Here is a 16,831-nt window from a genome sequence, read left to right as displayed (position 1 = left end):
CCACCGCCAAACGCCCATGGCTGGAATGCGCTTCGCCAGATTTCGCGGCCAAACTGCGGCCTGCATGGTTCGAGACGCCCGCCTGTGGCGGGCTCCTCACCATGAGGGTCTACGTCTTCGCCTGGAAACAAAACCTCATCCTGAGGAGCCCGCGAAAGCGGGCATCTCGAAGGATGGCTGCGAGTTCAGGCCGCGGCGTTCCCGAGCGCCGAGACGATGGTATCGACGACGTCCTCGACCAGGATGCGATCCTCGCCCTCGCCCATGACGCGGATCACCGGCTCGGTGCCGGAGGAGCGGATCAGCAGGCGGCCGTGGCCGTTGAGCCGCTGCTCGCCGTCGGAGATCGCCGATTTGACGTCGGAATTGTCGAGCGGCTTGCCGCCCTTGTGACGGACGTTCTTCAGGATCTGCGGCAGCGGATCGAAACGGTGGCAGACTTCCGACACCGGCCGGCGCAGCTTCTGCACCACGGCAAGCACCTGCAATGCGGCCACGAAGCCGTCCCCGGTGGTGGCGTAGTCGGACAGGATGATGTGGCCGGACTGCTCGCCACCGAGATTGTAGCCGCCGTTCAGCATCTGCTCGAGCACGTAGCGATCGCCGACCGGCGTGCGCACGAGATCGAGCCCCTGCGCATTAAGGAAGCGCTCGAGCCCGAGGTTCGACATCACGGTGGCGACGATGCCCGATCGCGACAGCCGACCGTCTTCCTTCCAGCTCTGCGCGATAACCGCGAGCAGCTGGTCGCCGTCGACGATGTGGCCGCGCTCGTCGACCAGGATGACGCGATCGGCGTCACCGTCGAGCGCGATACCGATGTCGGCGCGCATCTCGCGCACCTTCTTCGACAGCGCTTCCGGCGAGGTGGAGCCGCATTCCTTGTTGATGTTGAAACCGTCGGGCTCGACCCCGATCGGGATCACGTCGGCGCCCAGCTCCCACAGCGCTTCCGGCACCACCTTGTAGGCGGCGCCATTGGCGCAATCGACCACGACGCGCAGGCCGTCGAGTGACAGATCGCGCGGCAGCGTGCGCTTGGCGAATTCGATGTAGCGGTCATGCACGCCGTCGATGCGGCGGGCGCGGCCGAGACTGGCGCTCTGGGCGAGACGCTTGTCGATGGGCTCATCGAGCAGCTGCTCGATCTGCTTCTCGACGTCGTCGGAGAGCTTGAAGCCCTGCGGCCCGAACAGCTTGATGCCGTTGTCCTCGAACAGATTATGCGAGGCGGAGATCATCACGCCGAGATCGGCGCGCATCGACTTGGTCAGCATCGCGACCGCGGGCGTCGGCATCGGGCCGACCAGCAGCACGTCCATGCCGACCGAAGTGAAGCCCGCGACCATCGCGTATTCGATCATGTAGCCGGACAGGCGGGTGTCCTTGCCGATCACGACCCTGTGGCGGTGGTCACCGCGCTGAAACGCCAGGCCTGCGGCCTGGCCGACCTTGAGCGCGAGCTCCGGCGTGATCAGTCCGTTGGCGCGGCCCCGGATCCCGTCCGTCCCGAAATATTTGCGGCTCATATCGTCCCCCACGCAACAACCAGGGATCCCCAGCGCAACCTCCGGGTGCCCAAGCGGGACCCGCATCCCTGATTTGCTGAGGTCTTATAGAGCCATCACGGCTAACTTGGCTTCAAAAAATATGATGAATCATTACGGAACCGGGCGGCTCCCGGCCCCGATAACGTCTTGTTAACATTATATTCCGTTGAAGATACTGGAACAGGGCGGAACCGGCACCTAGTCCGAGCGCTTCACATGGCCGTCGGCGCGGCTCGGCGCCGGCTGGGTGACACTGACGGGATCGGAGCCCGGAAAGGTCTCTTCCAGACCCTCCTCCAGCGCTTCCTCGAGATCATGCTTCTCCTTGATCTCCTCCGGCGTCGGTCCGGTGTGCGGCCTGGTCATGGCGCCCTCCTCTTGCAAACGATTTGGCTGTGCATCCAACCATGCTAGATGACCCCTCGATCTTCCGATGCAAGAGTCTTCCCATACAAGACTCTTCCGACAAGACGGGCCGGGAAACGTTCATGAAGCACATCACCTGTATCGACGATCTTCGCACACTGCATCAGCGCCGCGTGCCGAAGGCGTTCTTCGATTATTGCGACCGCGGCTCCTACGCCGAGGAAACGCTGCGCGCCAACCGCGAAGACATGCAGGCGATCAAGTTCCGCCAGCGCATTCTGGTCGACGTCTCCAAACGCGACACCGCGACCACGATCCTCGGCGAGCCCTCGACCATGCCGCTAATCCTCGCGCCGGTGGGCCTGCTCGGCATGCAGCATGGCGATGGCGAGATCCATGCCTGCCGTGCCGCGCAAGCGGCCGGTATCCCGTTCACGCAGTCGACGATGTCGATCTGCTCGATCGAGGACATCGCGGCCAATGTCGAGAAGCCGTTCTGGTTCCAGCTCTACGTGATGAAGGACCGCGGCTTCATCAAGGAGTTGATCCAGCGCGCGATCGCGGCGAAATGCTCCGCGCTGGTGCTGACCGTCGATCTCCAGGTCATCGGCCAGCGCCACCAGGACATCAAGAACGGCATGACGATCCCCCCCGAGTGGACGATGTCTAAATTTCTGGATTTCGCCACAAAGCCCGCGTGGGTCTCCGGCGTGCTGCGGGGCAAGCGCCGTACCTTCGGCAACATCGCCGGCCACGTGAAGAACACCGAGGACCTCAATCGCCTCGCCGAATGGACCGCCTCGCAGTTCGACACGTCGTTGAACTGGAAGGACGTCGAGTGGGTCCGCAGCATCTGGCCGGGCAAGCTGATCATCAAGGGCATTCTGGACGTCGAGGACGCCGAGGAAGCCGCCAAGACCGGCGCGCAGGCTCTCGTCGTCTCGAACCATGGCGGCCGTCAGCTCGACGGCGCGCCGTCATCGATCGAGGTGCTGCCCGAGATCGCCGAGGCGGTCGGTGACAGGATGGAGATCATGTTCGACGGCGGCATCCGCTCCGGCCAGGACGTGATGCGCGCGCTCGCGCTCGGCGCGAAGTCCTGCATGATCGGCCGCGCCTACGCCTATGGCCTTGGCGCCGGCGGCCAGGCCGGCGTCGCCAAGGCGATCGACATCATCCAGAAGGAGCTGCTCACCACCATGGGCCTGTGCGGCGTCAACCGGATTGACGAAATCGACGAACATATCATCGCGATGTGAACCGCAGCGGCAGTGCCGTAGGGCGGGCAAAGCGAAGCGTGCCCACCAATTCGCAAATCGTAGGGTGGGCACGGCGCTTCGCGCCTTTGCCCACCCTAAGATTTCAGCGTTCGCCCTCACATCGGCGGCGTCACCCCGTCGCGGCCGACATTCACCCGGTTGGCCTCAAGCGAACCATCGTCCTTCTTCACCGCGCCGAAAATGATCAGCTTGGCGCCGGGCTTGAGCTCGGATTTGTCGCTGGCGACGAAGGTGACGATCGGCGTGTCCGGCGGCACCACGACTTTCTTCTCGCCGTCCTTGTACTTGACCGTGATGTTCTGGCCGTCGGTGCCCTTCACCGTCTGCGCCACGGTGGCGTTGGTCATGGTCGAGTTGGCGCGCGCGTCCCAGGGACGAAAACCTTCGGCCGCGCCGCGCTGGTTTTCGGGGAAGATGTGCACCGCGATCGCCTTCTGGGTGCCGTCGGGCTCGGGCAGGCCGGTGACGCCGATATAGGAGCCGTCCTTGATCTCCGACAACGACGTCTTCACCACCGCGAAGACGGCGACGTTGTCGGTCATGCGCACCTTCACGTCGGTTCCTTCGCGGGTCTTGATGCCGAGCGTGTTGCCGTCGACGCTCTCGATGGTGCCGCGGATGCGGACCGTCGGCGTCTGCTGCGCCAGGGCGGATGACGTGACGATGCAGGCGGCGAACGCGGCCACGCCGAGGCGTGATATCCAGGTTCTCTTCGACATGTTGTTATTCTCCATTTACATCGGCGGCGTCAGGCCGTCGCGGCCGACGCTGACGCGGTTGGTTTCGAATGAGCCGTCCGGCAGCTGCTTCATGAAGGCGATCACCTTGGCGCCGGCCTTCAGATCGGATCTGTCGCCGGGGACAAAGGTCACCACCGGCGTATTGTCGGCGACGAACACCTTCTTCTCGCCGTCCTTGTACTTGACCAGCAGCGTATGGCCGTCATTGCCGACCACGCTCTCCGACACGGTCGCATTGGTCATGCTGGAATTGGGCTTGAGGTCATAGGGTCGCGAGCCCTCGCCGGTGCCGCGCATGCTCTCCGGAAACACGTGCACCTCGACCGCGTTCGCGCCTCCGTCCGGTCCCGGCACGGTGGTGGCGCCGACGAAGGAGCCGGGCTTGATGTCGGCAAGTGAAATCCTGGTAATGCCCGACACGTTCACGTCGGAGGCGATGTGCAGCTTGACATCCTCGCCGCTGCGCGCCTTGACCTGCATCGTGTCGCCATTGACGCTTTCGATCGTGCCTCGCACGCGCGTCGGCACCGGCGCCCTTTGCGCAAGGGCCGAGAGGGTCGAGACGGCCACCATCGCGACGGCGATGAGCGGACGTGTGAAAGTTGCACGTTGAACAGACATGATGGTCTCCGATTGCGCCCTATTGTCCCTACGGACATAGAACTCCGGAGATTACGCGCTATTCTCTCAAGTCTTTGTGAGATCGGCCTCGACCAGCGCACGCAGCTCGGCCGTGACCTGCGGCCGCTGGCCGAACCACAGCTCGAAGCCGCGGACCGCCTGATGCAGCAGCATGCCGAGCCCGTCGGCGGTCTTCAACCCGCGCGCCTGTGCGGCCGCCAGCAGCGGCGTCACCAGCGGGACATAGACGAGATCGGCGATCACGGCGCCATCCGGCAGGCGCGCCACTTCAAGGTCGAGTGAAGGCTGACCGTGCATGCCGAGCGAGGTCGTGTTCACGAGAAGTTTTGCACGCGGCAGAATGTGGTCGATGCCATCCCACGCAACAGGATGCACCTTCGGCCCGAACTGCCTTGCAAGCATCTCGGCCCGGCCGACGGTGCGATTGGCGAGATGGACGCGCTTGATGCCGCGTTCAAGCAACCCGAACACGATGGCGCGCGAGGAGCCGCCGGCGCCGAGCACCAGCGCCTCTTCGGCTGCGTCCCAGCCGGGCGCGCTGGCATCGAGATTGCCGATAAAGCCCTCGACGTCGGTGTTGGTCGAGCGCAGCTCGCCGTCTGCAAACCAAAGCGTGTTGGCCGCACCGACCGCTCGCGCGCGGGCATCGGGCGTCGACAGCTCGAGCACGCCTTCCTTGTGCGGGATGGTGACGTTGGCGCCGACGAAGCCGCGCAGCGACAGCCGCAGGACGAAGTCACGCAAATTATCGGGTGGAACCGCCTCGATGACATAGCCGCCCTCGATCCCGAGCGTGCGCAGCCAATAACGATGGATCAGCGGCGAGCGCGAATGCGCGGCCGGCCATCCGATCAGGCAGGCTGCGGGAGCCTTGGTCACGGTCGTCCTCCCCTGGGGTGGTTTCGGAGGCGATCCATTTCGCGTCCCGCAGGCGCTGTCAAGCGCGCGGGGCCGTCTCGGGAGAGGCTCGACGTCAGGTCGTGCCCGCCTCACCACCCGCGGGCAGCGCCGCGCCGCCCTTGATGTCGGCGACCGCACGCGCGATGGTCTCGCGATAGCGCGCGCGTGGCGGCGTGACGCCATGGGTGAGCAGCGCACGGCGGACCGCAGGCGACGCCCCTGTGATGAACAGCCGGATGCCCTGGCGGTGGGCCTTGGCGGCGACGCGGCCGAGCACGTTGGCCGCGGTCGAATCCAGGAACGGCACGTCGGCGAAATCGACCATAAAACCCTTGCGCTTGTCGGCGATGCCGTCGAGCACGCTGCCGATCGCCGAGGCCGCGCCGAAGAAGAACGCGCCGGTGATGCGATAGACCAGCACGTCGCGATCGACCGCGAGTGCGGGGTCGTAAGGCACGCGCCCGCCATTATCGTCATCGGGACGATCGGCGGCCACCAGTGGCGATCGTTCCTCGATGCCCGTCATTTCCGCCATGCGATGGATGAACAGGACCGCGCCAAGCGCGAAGCCAACCAGAATGCCCTCGGTCAGATCGCGGAAGATGGTGAGCAGGAAGGTTGCGAGCAGCACGACGGCATCGCCCCATGACGAGCGCAGGAGCGTCGCGAATTCGTGCTTCTCCGCCATGGTCCAGGCCACCACGACGAGCACGGCGGCGAGCGCGGCCAGCGGGATGTAGCTCGCGAGCGGCGCTGCGATCAGCATGAACAGCAGCAGGAAAACCGAATGCAGCATGCCCGCGAGCGGCCCCCGCGCGCCGGCGCGGATGTTGGTCGCCGTGCGCGCGATCAGCCCCGTGACACAGATGCCGCCGAACACCGCCGCGCCGACATTGGCGGCACCTTGCGCCACCAGCTCGCAATTGGAGCGGTGACGGCGTCCGGTCATGCCGTCGGCCACCACCGCCGACAGCAGCGATTCGATGGCGGCGAGCAGTGCGAAGGAGATCGCATCGGGCAGCACGGCGGTCGCCTTCGCGAGCGAGAATGCAGGCAAGGCTGGCGAGGGCAGTTCCCGCGGAATGCCGCCGAAGCGCGATCCGACGGTCTCGACCGGCAGCGACAGCACGGCACATGCGACCGCCGCGAGCACGACCGCGATCAGGATACCGGGCCAGGACGGCAGCCAGCGTCGCAGGCCGGCGATGATGGCAATGCTGACGATCGCAACCGCGACGGCCGACGGATTGACGGTGTGCAGGCCCCCGGCAAGCGCGACGAGTTTCGGGACGAATTCGCTGGGCTCCTTCGCGAGGAGCGTGATCCCGCCGAGATCGCGCAGCTGGCTGGCGAAGATGATGACGGCGATGCCGGCCGTGAAGCCAACCGTCACAGGATATGGAATGAACTTGATATAGGTGCCGATCCGCAGGAAGCCCGCAGCGATCAGGAACAGGCCCGCCATCAGCGTGGCCAGGACCACGCCGTCAACCCCGTGACGGTCGGCGGTCGCCGCAACCAGCACAATGAAGGCGCCGGCCGGACCGCCGATCTGGAATCGGCTGCCGCCGAGCAGTGACGCAATGAAGCCGCCGACAACAGCGGTGTAGAGTCCGCGGTCCGGCGTCACGCCCGAAGCGATCGCGATCGCCATCGACAACGGCAACGCGACGATCGCGACCGTGAGGCCCGCGAACACATCGGCACGGAAATCCGATAAGCCATAGCCCTCGCGCCATACGGTGACGAGCTTTGGCAGATAGAGTTCGGTAAAGGTCGGCCGACGAGGCTGGTGCAGCTTGCCTGCGTGTTCGCCTGTGATGCTCATTTCAGCAAAATGCTCCGCTGCCCACAACGCTCCGATGCATCGTGCGGCCGCGTATCGGGGCGCGACGGTGCGTTAGTTAAGACTGCTCCCGAGCATGATCATTGCGGGATCATGCTCCCACCCGACGCGGCGGCCCCGGCTCCTTGAGCCGAACGCCGCGTCCGCCGCCTTCGCTGCGCGCCTGTTCGCCGATCAGCTCGACGCCGGCGCGATCAAAGGCTTCGACCACTTTCATCAAGGTCTCGACCACGCCGCGGACATTGCCGGTGCTCGCCTCCATCCGCTGAATGGTCGGCAGCGAAACGCCTGCGAGCTCCGCCAAGGCCCTCTGGTCAATGCCGAGCAGCGCACGCGCTGCCCGCATCTGGAACGACGTGATCACCTTGGCCTCACGTATGAAAGATTATAAATGATGTCTGGAGCATGCACAATGATGTAAAATACATCATAAACGACCGAACGCAAGGGGAAGCTCGCCATGCGAGCCATCCGTCTCCACCGTCATTGCGAGGAGCGAAGCGACGAAGCAATCCAGAATTCCTCCGCGGAAAGACTGGATTGCTTCCGCCTTCGCTAAAGCTTCGGCGGACAAGTCGCTGCGCTCACACTGACGGTTGGGAGGAGCAGCGTGAGTCCAACCTTCGCCACGCCCATTGTGAAGCCCGTCACCCCACCCCTCTCCCCGTAAGAACGGCGAGAGGGAGTGAGACAGTGATGCGTCCCTTACTTCGGCAGACCGATCACGCCGCGTGCTGATGCGCTGCGATGATCTGGTCGGCGGCGCGCCCCGTGACTTCGGCCATGTGGTCGAACTGGCGGGTGAAGCTGCCGGCGCCTGCCGTGGCCGAGCGCAACTCAACGATCAATTCGCCGATCTCGGCTTCCGGCATCATGGCGCGGACGCAGTCCCATCCGCTCCAGCCGTCGCGGGTGTCAAAGCCGAGGATCTGGCCGCGCCGTGCCGACAGAATCGCATTGATCTTGGCGGTGGCGTCGGTCGGGCAGACGATCTCGACCACATGGATCGGCTCCAGCAGCACCGACTGGCATTGCGGCAGGCCCTCGGTGAGCCCGACCCGCGCCGCCGTGCGGAAGGCGAGGTCGGAGGAATCGACGCTATGATAGGAGCCGTCGGTCAGCGTCACCTGCAAATCGGTGACCGGGAAACCGAGCGGGCCGCGGGCGAGCCCGTCGATGACCCCCTCTTCCACCGCGCCGATGTAGTTGCGCGGGACCGCGCCGCCGACCACCTTCTCGGCGAACTTGAAGCCCTCGCCGCGCGGCAGCGGCCTGATGTCGAGCACGACATCGCCGAACTGGCCATGCCCGCCAGACTGTTTCTTGTGGCGGCCGCGCTGGACGATCGGCTTGCGGATGGTTTCCTGATAGCCGATCGCGGGGGGATGCGAAGCGACCTTGACGCCGAAACGATCGCGCAGCCGCTCGCTCGCGACGCGCAAGTGCATCTCGCCCTGACCCCACAGCACGGTGTCGTGGGTCTGCGCGTTCATCACGAAGACGAGCGAGGGGTCCTCCTCGTGCAGCCGCATCAGCGCCTGGCCGAGCTTGACGTCGTCCTTGCGGTCGGTGGCCGCAACCGAGATCGCGAGCACCGGCGGAGTGGGTTCTACGGCGGTTAGCGCTGCCGGCTGGATCTTGCCGCTCGAGACCGTGTCGCCGGTCTTGATCGGGTCGAGCTTGGCGAGCGCCACCGTATCGCCGGCTTCCGCCGCGGTACGCTTGGTGTCGTAGGCCCCGGTGACGGCGAGGATGCCGGAGATGCGGCTGGCCCCTCCGGAGGAGGCTTGCAGCGTGGCACCGTCGTCGAGATGGCCAGCGAGCATGCGCGTCAGCGACAGCTTGCCGCCGTGCTGCGAATGCAACGTCTTGAAGACGAAGCCGAGGGCGTCCCTCGTTTCGGGAACGCCGAGACGTTTTGCCGTTTCCGCGATACCGGGCGCCTCGTGGCGCAACGCTTTCATCAAACGCAGCACGCCGTTTTCGCGTGCGGCGGCGCCCAGCAGCACGGGGCAGATTAGCCCGTCGCGCAATTCGCGGGCGAGATCGTCGAACACGGCATCGCGCGGCGGCTGGATGTCCTCGAGCAGCTGCTCCATCAGCGCATCGTCGTGATCGGCGAGCTTCTCCAGCATCGAAAAGCGGGCCTCCTTCTCGCGATCGAGATCGCCGCCTTGGAGCGCGACCACTTCGGAGGCCTTGTGCTCGCGGTAAATGAACGCACGCTCCAGCGCGAGATCGACGAAGCCCTCGATCAGTTCGTCCTTCCAGATCGGGATCTGGCGCAGCACCAGCGGTACGCGCGAGGCGGGCTGGAGCATCTCGAGCGTCTCGCGGATGCGCTTGTTGGCGCGGTCGATCTTGTTGAGGAACAGGAAACGCGGGATCTCCAGCTCCTCCAGCTCGCGCAGGATGATCTGAAGCTGCGGCAGCTTCTTCTCGTCGGCTTCGCAGACCACGATTGCGGCATCGACCGCAGGCAGCGCGGCGCGCATGTCGTGGGCAAATTCGACGGAACCGGGACAATCGAGGAAGGTGTAGCTGTCGCCCATGAAACTCGTGGTGACGGCAGTCAGCCCGACGGTCATCTTGTGATGACGGGCCTCTGGCGTGGCGTCGCCGACGGAGGTTCCGGCATCGACGCTGCCGGCGCGCGGGATTGCGCCCGTTCGCGCCAGGATGGCTTCGAGAAGTGTGGTTTTACCGCTTTGGAAAGGGCCCACCAGCGCGATGCACCGTGGACCTCGGGGACTTCTGACGTCTTGTCCCATTCGCCGCCTCCTTGGTGTGGAGCTCGGCCCATGATTGGGTCGGCAAACGCTGATGCTCTGCCCGTCCCCGAGATTTGGCAAGCATCAAAAATCGCTGCGGTGCGTCGTCGGTATTTCCTCCTCTCCCGGAGAGAGGTTGAGGAGGAGCGCTTCGGCTGGCGCCGAGTCTCAACGTCCCGGGCGGAGTTCCAGGCTCTCGAGGCCGGCGGCGACGTTGAGGCCGACCTGGCCCTGCACGCTGAGCGGCTGGAGCGCGATCGAATTGTTGGAGCCGCCGACCAGCACGTTGCCGCCGAGACCGACACCGACCGAGGCGCTGCCCTGCGCACCGGCGTAGTTGCCGGCGAGGTCGCCCGGGCCGAGCCGGTTCACCGGCGCGAACACGCCCCACGCCAAAGCCGTCTCCTGTGTGATGCCGATATCCAGACCGACCTTGCGGATCGTCGCAACGTAACGGTCGTCCGGCAAACCATCGACGCGCAGCACGCAACCGAGATGGGTCACCGATCCCACGATGAAGCCCACGCTGGCGCCGCCGCGGCATTCGAGCACGCCCACCTGCACCATCCGCGATTGCGCGCTGGCGCCCGTAACGGAGGCGACGAGGCTCGCAACGGCAAGCCCGGCGAGGAGGAGTGAACGGCGCATGAATATCTCCGGCGATGAATGTGATGCGAGCATGGAGGCGCGGCACACGCCGCGCGATGGTCTATGCCACAACAGTTCCGGTGGCGCCAGATCGTGCAGACTTGAAAGAAAAAGGGCCCGCATTGCGCGGGCCCTTTGATGTCACTTCATGTCTGTGAGTTCAGCGCAGATTGCCGCAGAAGCGCTGGATGCGCTTGCAGGCGTCTTCGAGGTCCGAGGTCTTGGTCGCGTAGGAGATGCGGAACGCGGGGCCGAGGCCGAAGGCCGAACCCTGCACCACGGCGACGCCTTCGGTCTCCAGCAGTTCGGTGACGAACGTCTCGTCATTGTCGATCACCTTGCCCGACGGCGCGGTCTTGCCGATGGTGCCGGCGCAGGACGGATAGACGTAGAAGGCGCCCTCGGGCCGCGGGCACTCGATGCCCTTGGCCTGGTTCAGCATGGAGACGACGAGATCGCGGCGCTCCTTGAAGACCTTGTTGTTGGCGGGGATGAAGTCCTGCGGACCGTTCAGCGCCTCAACCGCGGCCCATTGCGCGATCGACGACGGGTTCGAGGTCGACTGCGACTGGATCGTCGACATCGCCTTGATGAGCTGCGCCGGACCGCCGGCATAGCCGATGCGCCAGCCGGTCATGCAATAGGCCTTCGACACGCCGTTCACGGTGAGCGTGCGGTCGTAGAGTTTCGGCTCGACCTGCGCGACCGTGGTGAACTGGAAGTCGTCATAGACGAGGTGCTCGTACATGTCGTCGGTCATCACCCACACATGCGGATGCTTGACCAGCACGTCGGTGAGCGCCTTCAGCTCGGTCCTGGTGTAGGCAGCTCCCGTCGGGTTCGACGGCGAGCACAGGATCACCCATTTGGTCTTCGGCGTGATCGCGCGCTCGAGTGCCTCGGCCTGGAGCTTGAAGCCGGTCGCGGCGGTGCAGACCACCGGCACCGGCTCGCCGCCGGCGAGCGCCACCATCTCGGGATAGCTGACCCAGTACGGCGCGGGGATGATCACCTCGTCGCCCGGATTGATGGTTGCCATCAGCGCGTTGTAGAGCACCTGCTTGCCGCCGGTGCCGACGATGATCTGGTTCGCCTTGTAGACGACGCCGTTCTCGCGCTGAAACTTGGCGATAATGGCTTCCTTCAACTCGGGAATGCCGTCGACCGCGGTGTACTTGGTCTTGCCGGCTTCGATGGCGTGGATCGCGGCCAGCTTGATGTTCGCGGGCGTGTCGAAGTCGGGCTCGCCGGCGCCGAGACCGATGACGTTGCGGCCCGCCGCTTTCAGCGCACGTGCTTTATCCGTGACCGCGATGGTCGCGGACGGCTTCACACGGTCGAGCGCAGCGGCAAGGAAGGACATCGTCATCTCCTGACAAGCGTCGTGAGCCCTTTGGCTTCACGACTCCGATTGTGGGAATGAACCACCCTAAAACGAGTGCCGTTGCACCGCAAGAAACTTCGGTCCGATCCCGCAAAAGTTTACGTGTCTGGCGTTTCGAGCCGCGATTTCCCGCAATATTCCGTAACTTTGCCGCGCAAACCCCTTATATCCGACAACGCGTGCCCTCGGAGCAATTTTGCGGGCCATGACGATGCGGAAGCTTCAGTGCCCAAGACGCGACCGCGGTGCTCGCACACGATCGCGTCGAGCAACGCACTTGCGCGTTGACGCAAGCGTGAACTGAGTTGGATGGTCGCACGGAAATGATCTTCCGCCGCATTGCAATGCGGTAGGGTTTTCGAGTTTTTCTATTGGCCGGGTCTTGCGGCGGATTCGCATCGGCATCATTGTTTAGCCGCGTTGCGGGGCAACAAGCGCCGCGCCCTCCCGTCGTCCGGAATCATCCCCAGAATGTACAAGCTCTATTCGATGCAGCGCTCGGGCAACAGCTACAAGGTCCGCCTTGCGCTGGCGCTGCTGAACTTGCCGTACGAAGCGGTCGAGGTGGACATTCTGCGCGGCGAGAGCCGCACCCCGGACTTCCTGGCCAAGAACCCATCCGGCCAGGTGCCGCTGCTCGAGGTCGGCGACGATCGCTATCTCGCCGAGTCCAACGCCATTCTCTGGTACGTCGCCGTCGGCACGCCGCTCGCGCCGGAGAACCGCATCGATCGCGCCGACGCGCTGCAATGGATGTTCTTCGAGCAGCACGCGCTGGAGCCGAACATCGGCGCGGCCTATTTCTGGCTGTCGCTGGTGAGGGGCGGCCGCGACCTCCAGACTCATTCGCTGGAGGACTGGATGGAGCGCGGCTATGGCGCGCTCCAGGTGATGGAGAATCATCTCAGGACCAACGCCTATTTCGCCGCCCGCCAGCTCACGGTCGCCGACATCGCGCTGTACGGCTATACCCACCTCGCCGACCGCTGCGACTTCGACCTCTCGACCTTCCCGGCGATCCGGGACTGGCTGAAGCGCGTGGAAGCGGCGCCTGGCTACGTCGCAATGGACTGGCGGCCGGCCGACATCGAGGACCCCGCCAGCATCGCCGCTGGTGCCTGAGGGGCGAGCTCTGGCAAATAGCGGGCATAAAGGTCACCATTGCCGCAATCTCGCCATTTTCGCTCGATTGGCCGCCGCAATATTGCCGATTGCAACAGTGAAATTGTTCGATGTCGCGGGTGATTCGCTCGCGCGTTGAAGGATTTAGACCATAATTCGGGCGTCCGGCACGGCAGGCTTTCAGGGCCCACCCGCTACCGTTTCGTCTTCCCGGCTGACCAACGCGGTCGCGGCCTCGCTCGCCGTCGCCGCGCTCTCGTTGTGCCTGATCGTCACCCTGACGGTGCTGTCGACCAAGGCGACCATGGCGATGGGCCTGCCGGTCTGATTCCCGCTTCATCCTGGACCCGCCTTCAAGGCGCCGCATGGCCCGCGCCGACCGGCATCGCGACAGGACGTCGATGAAATCACCTGTGGTCATCGTTGCAATCACCCTGACCGCGGCCATCCTGGTCGCGGCATCGCTGTTGATCTTCGTCGGCACGCGCAAGGGCCAGGGGACGTCGAAGCTGAATGCGCCCGCGCTGCAACAACGTCTCAAGCACGCGCACTTGGTCTAAAATCATCCGAAAGCTTTGCGCGAGACCCAAAGCGCACCTTAAGCACACCGCGCGAAACCGCATCGCAATGGCGCAATGTACGGTCAGTGTTGCCGCCTTACCTCGTTCAGGAAGGAGCGAGACAGCCCCATGCGGTTGGGATGGCGTGCGATCTCCGGTCCGGCGCTGACGGCAGCGACTTTGCTGCTGACGGTGTTTTTCGATCGCTTCGTCCCCACTCCCTGGCCCGCGCCGCTGCTCGTCTGCATCGTGGCGCTCGCCGGCGCGCTCTCGGGTCCCGCTTCCGCCGTCGCCAGCGCAGCCATCGCCGTCATCGGCGCGGCACTGCTGCTCCTCAGCCGGCACGGCGTTGCAGGCCTTACCACGGCGGATATGATCCAGCTCGGCCTCCTGGCCGCGACGGCCGCGGGCACCGCAGGCATCACCGGCCTGATGCGCCAGCGGCTGCTCGGCACGTTTGCCGCCGAGCGTCGGAGTCACGCCATCGCCGCGCGGCTGTCGGCCGCGCTCGACCAGGTCGATATCGGCATCGTGCTGCTCGATGCCGAGACGCGCGCCGAATTCATCAACCGCGCGTTCCGCGATTATTTTGCGGTGCCGGACGACATCGCCGACGGCAAGCCGCCGTTCGTCGCGCTGATGTATCACGGCCGCGACACCGGCGCGTTCGAATTGCCCGAGGACGAACTCGGCACCTTCATCGCTCAGCGCATGGAGATGGTCCGGATCGGCGATGCCACGCCGATCAACATCGCCTTGCGCAATGGCGAGGTGTTGCGCTTCGTCTGTGCCGCGCTGCCCGACGGCGGCCGCATGCTGAGCTACACGCCGGTGACCGACCTCGTGCGCCACACCGATGCGCCGTCCCGCGCCGACTACTACCGCTCGCTGCGCGATCCCGCGGGCCGCAAGCTGATCCGGTATCTGCGCGTCGCGGAGTGATGCGCGATTGATCAGCACGTCCATCATCACGTATGAAGGACGCCTCATCGATCGCGGGAATTTCATATGTCGCTCACCATTCGCCCCGTCACCAGGCAGGACTACGATCAATGGCTGCCGCTGTGGGACGGCTACAACGCCTTCTACGGCCGCTCCGGTCCGACCGCGCTCTCGCCCGAAATCACGCGCGTGACATGGCAGCGCTTTTTCGATGCCTATGAGCCGGTGCACGGATTGGTCGCCGAGAGTGACGGCCGCCTGCTCGGGATGACGAATTACCTGTTTCACCGCAGCACCACCGCGATCGAGCCGTCCTGCTATCTGCAGGACCTGTTCACGACCGAGGCCGCGCGCGGCAAGGGCGTCGGCTCGGCGCTGATCCACGGCGTCTACGAGCGCGCAAAGCTCATGGGATCGCCGCGCGTGTACTGGCAGACGCACGAGACCAACGTGACGGCGCAGCGCCTGTACGACAAGGTCGCCGAGCGTTCCGGGTTCATCGTCTATCGCAAGATCTTCTGATCCTCGCGATCGCGCCGCCTGTGGATAACTCTGTCTGTCACCTGCGCGTAACATAGCGGGACTAGGCTGCAGCTGCGTCTGGTCAGCCCCCCGTCACCGATCAAGCGCCCCAAAGCGGTCCCCGTCAGTCGCCGCGTCTGACAGGGGCCGCATTTTTTTGTCGGCAGTCCTTGTCGGCAGCCTTGTCAGCATGGCAGCAACGCGGCGCACGGCTTGCTGCGGCGGGGCACCGCGGTCACAATGCGCCCCTGCCCATCTCCGACGGGGATCTCCCATGGAAATTCGCAATCTCGGCGCCTCCGGCCTGCGCGTGTCTGCGGTCGGGCTTGGCTGCAACAATTTCGGCCAGCGCACGGACCTGGAGACCTCGCGCAAGGTGATCCACGGCGCGCTCGATCTCGGCATCACGCTGTTCGACACCGCCGACATCTATGCCGGCATGGGCGGTTCGGAAACGGTGCTCGGCACCGTGCTCGGCGACCGCCGCAAGGAGATCGTGCTCGCCACCAAATTCTCCAAGCCGATGGCGGCCGACGGAACCAAGCAGGGCGCTTCGCGCCGCTACATCATGAACGCAGTCGAGGCGAGCCTGACGCGGCTCAAGACCGACTACATCGATCTCTATCAGCAGCACGATTACGACCCGCTGACTCCGATGGAGGAGACGCTGCGCGCGCTCGACGATCTCGTCCGTCAAGGCAAGGTGCGCTACATCGGCAATTCCAATTTTCCGGCCTGCGCCTAGCGGAGGCCGAGTTCACCGCGCGCGCGATGAATGTCAGCCGCTTCGTCTCTTGCCAGGACGAATACAGCCTGCTGGTGCGCGACATCGAAAAGGATCTGCTGCCGGCGGCACAAGAGTACAAGCTCGGCCTGCTGCCGTTCTTCCCGCTCGCAAGCGGGCTGCTCACCGGCAAGTACCAGCGCGGCGCGGCCGCCCCGACCGATACGCGCTTCGGCAAGGTACCGGCATTACGCGACCGCTATGTCACGCCGCGCAACGAGGACATCGTCGAGAAGCTCACGGCATTTGCGAAAGCGCGCGGGCACAGCATGCTCGAGCTCGCCTTCTCCTGGCTCGCCGCGCGCCCGCAAGTGTCGAGCGTGATTGCCGGCGCCACCCGCGTCGCGCAGGTCGAGGAGAACGTGAAGGCGATTGCGTGGAAACTCGGTGCGGAGGAGATGGCGGAGATCGACAAGATCACGCTGGGCTGATCTTTGCGGCGGCGCGCGCTACTTGGCGCCGCGCCCCACCGTCTGCATCACCTCGAAGCCCTCGAACTGGGGATGGCCGAGATAGGTCGGCTTGGTGTCGCCGGCCCGCGCGTGCGCGACACGAAAGGCATCCGATTTGGTCCAGGCCTCGAACGCCGCATGGTTCGCCCACACCGTGTGCGAGGCGTACAGCGTGTGATCCTCGAGCTCGGGGCCACGCAGCAGATGAAACTCGACGAAGCCCGGCACCTTGTCCAAATGAGTATTCGCGAAAGCCAGACCTGTTCGAAAGCAGCCTCGGAGCCCTTGGCGACGCGGAAGCGGTTCATGGCGATGTACATGG

Annotated in this window: 15 protein-coding genes and 2 pseudogenes; 6 read left to right on the top strand and 11 right to left on the bottom strand. The window is 65.0% G+C overall.

Annotated elements, in window-relative coordinates; genetic code table 11:
• Positions 1-185 precede the first annotated feature (185 nt).
• A complete protein-coding gene (glmM, locus tag IVB42_RS24020; RefSeq protein ID WP_018453554.1) occupies positions 186-1,529 on the bottom strand; it encodes a phosphoglucosamine mutase in 1,344 nt (447 codons plus the stop codon).
• A 219-nt stretch (positions 1,530-1,748) separates the two neighbouring features.
• Positions 1,749-1,916 (bottom strand): hypothetical protein, encoded by a 168-nt coding sequence (locus tag IVB42_RS24015; RefSeq protein ID WP_018453553.1) that lies wholly within the window; start codon positions 1,914-1,916, stop codon positions 1,749-1,751.
• Between the two features lie 122 nt (positions 1,917-2,038).
• Between IVB42_RS24015 and IVB42_RS24010 the strand changes: the two genes are divergently transcribed.
• Positions 2,039-3,175 (top strand): alpha-hydroxy acid oxidase, encoded by a 1,137-nt coding sequence (locus IVB42_RS24010; RefSeq protein ID WP_018453552.1) that lies wholly within the window; start codon positions 2,039-2,041, stop codon positions 3,173-3,175.
• A 116-nt stretch (positions 3,176-3,291) separates the two neighbouring features.
• On the opposite strand, the gene IVB42_RS24005 is transcribed toward IVB42_RS24010, so the two are convergent.
• The 8 genes from IVB42_RS24005 to IVB42_RS23970 all read right to left on the bottom strand — a co-directional run bounded on the left by IVB42_RS24005 (position 3,292) and on the right by IVB42_RS23970 (position 12,106).
• The gene (locus IVB42_RS24005) at positions 3,292-3,915 is read right to left on the bottom strand and encodes a hypothetical protein (RefSeq protein ID WP_026232553.1); all 624 of its coding nucleotides are present in this window, start codon (positions 3,913-3,915) and stop codon (positions 3,292-3,294) included.
• Between the two features lie 15 nt (positions 3,916-3,930).
• On the bottom strand, positions 3,931-4,557 hold the full coding sequence (locus tag IVB42_RS24000; protein ID WP_085348798.1) for a hypothetical protein: 627 nt from the start codon (positions 4,555-4,557) through the stop codon (positions 3,931-3,933).
• 66 nt (positions 4,558-4,623) lie between these two features.
• Complete coding sequence (locus tag IVB42_RS23995; protein ID WP_204512354.1) at positions 4,624-5,457, bottom strand: shikimate dehydrogenase; 834 nt, start codon at positions 5,455-5,457, stop codon at positions 4,624-4,626.
• A gap of 94 nt (positions 5,458-5,551) precedes the next feature.
• Positions 5,552-7,306, bottom strand: coding sequence for a SulP family inorganic anion transporter (locus IVB42_RS23990; RefSeq protein ID WP_247296238.1), 1,755 nt, complete (start codon positions 7,304-7,306; stop codon positions 5,552-5,554).
• A gap of 109 nt (positions 7,307-7,415) precedes the next feature.
• Positions 7,416-7,688, bottom strand: coding sequence for a helix-turn-helix transcriptional regulator (locus IVB42_RS23985; protein ID WP_007614761.1), 273 nt, complete (start codon positions 7,686-7,688; stop codon positions 7,416-7,418).
• Between the two features lie 358 nt (positions 7,689-8,046).
• Positions 8,047-10,095, bottom strand: coding sequence for an elongation factor G (locus IVB42_RS23980; RefSeq protein ID WP_026232552.1), 2,049 nt, complete (start codon positions 10,093-10,095; stop codon positions 8,047-8,049).
• Between the two features lie 168 nt (positions 10,096-10,263).
• Entirely contained in the window at positions 10,264-10,743 is a 480-nt protein-coding gene (locus tag IVB42_RS23975; protein WP_026232551.1) for a DUF992 domain-containing protein, read from the bottom strand.
• Positions 10,744-10,903: 160 nt separating this feature from the next.
• On the bottom strand, positions 10,904-12,106 hold the full coding sequence (locus tag IVB42_RS23970; protein ID WP_007596745.1) for a pyridoxal phosphate-dependent aminotransferase: 1,203 nt from the start codon (positions 12,104-12,106) through the stop codon (positions 10,904-10,906).
• Between the two features lie 492 nt (positions 12,107-12,598).
• Between IVB42_RS23970 and IVB42_RS23965 the strand changes: the two genes are divergently transcribed.
• The 5 genes and pseudogenes from IVB42_RS23965 to IVB42_RS23945 all read left to right on the top strand — a co-directional run bounded on the left by IVB42_RS23965 (position 12,599) and on the right by IVB42_RS23945 (position 16,488).
• Positions 12,599-13,249: a glutathione S-transferase family protein gene (locus tag IVB42_RS23965; protein ID WP_018453545.1), complete on the top strand. Its 651-nt coding sequence runs from the start codon at positions 12,599-12,601 to the stop codon at positions 13,247-13,249.
• Between the two features lie 365 nt (positions 13,250-13,614).
• On the top strand, positions 13,615-13,809 hold the full coding sequence (locus IVB42_RS23960; RefSeq protein ID WP_018453544.1) for a hypothetical protein: 195 nt from the start codon (positions 13,615-13,617) through the stop codon (positions 13,807-13,809).
• 129 nt (positions 13,810-13,938) lie between these two features.
• The gene (locus IVB42_RS23955; protein WP_018453543.1) at positions 13,939-14,751 is read left to right on the top strand and encodes a PAS-domain containing protein; all 813 of its coding nucleotides are present in this window, start codon (positions 13,939-13,941) and stop codon (positions 14,749-14,751) included.
• Positions 14,752-14,817: 66 nt separating this feature from the next.
• Positions 14,818-15,273, top strand: a complete 456-nt coding sequence (locus IVB42_RS23950) for a GNAT family N-acetyltransferase (protein ID WP_018453542.1) — start codon at positions 14,818-14,820, stop codon at positions 15,271-15,273.
• A 274-nt stretch (positions 15,274-15,547) separates the two neighbouring features.
• A pseudogene (locus IVB42_RS23945) lies at positions 15,548-16,488 on the top strand (aldo/keto reductase).
• An 18-nt stretch (positions 16,489-16,506) separates the two neighbouring features.
• Here the strand turns inward: IVB42_RS23945 and IVB42_RS23940 are convergent.
• Positions 16,507-16,829 (bottom strand): annotated as a pseudogene (locus tag IVB42_RS23940) (antibiotic biosynthesis monooxygenase).
• Positions 16,830-16,831: the final 2 nt, after the last annotated feature.

It is taken from the genome of Bradyrhizobium sp. 45, from assembly GCF_023073155.1.
GTDB classification, from domain to species: Bacteria; Pseudomonadota; Alphaproteobacteria; order Rhizobiales; family Xanthobacteraceae; genus Bradyrhizobium; species Bradyrhizobium canariense_D.
The sequence above is the reverse complement of the archived record's forward strand: the minus strand, read 5'-3'. Positions and strand labels throughout refer to the sequence as shown.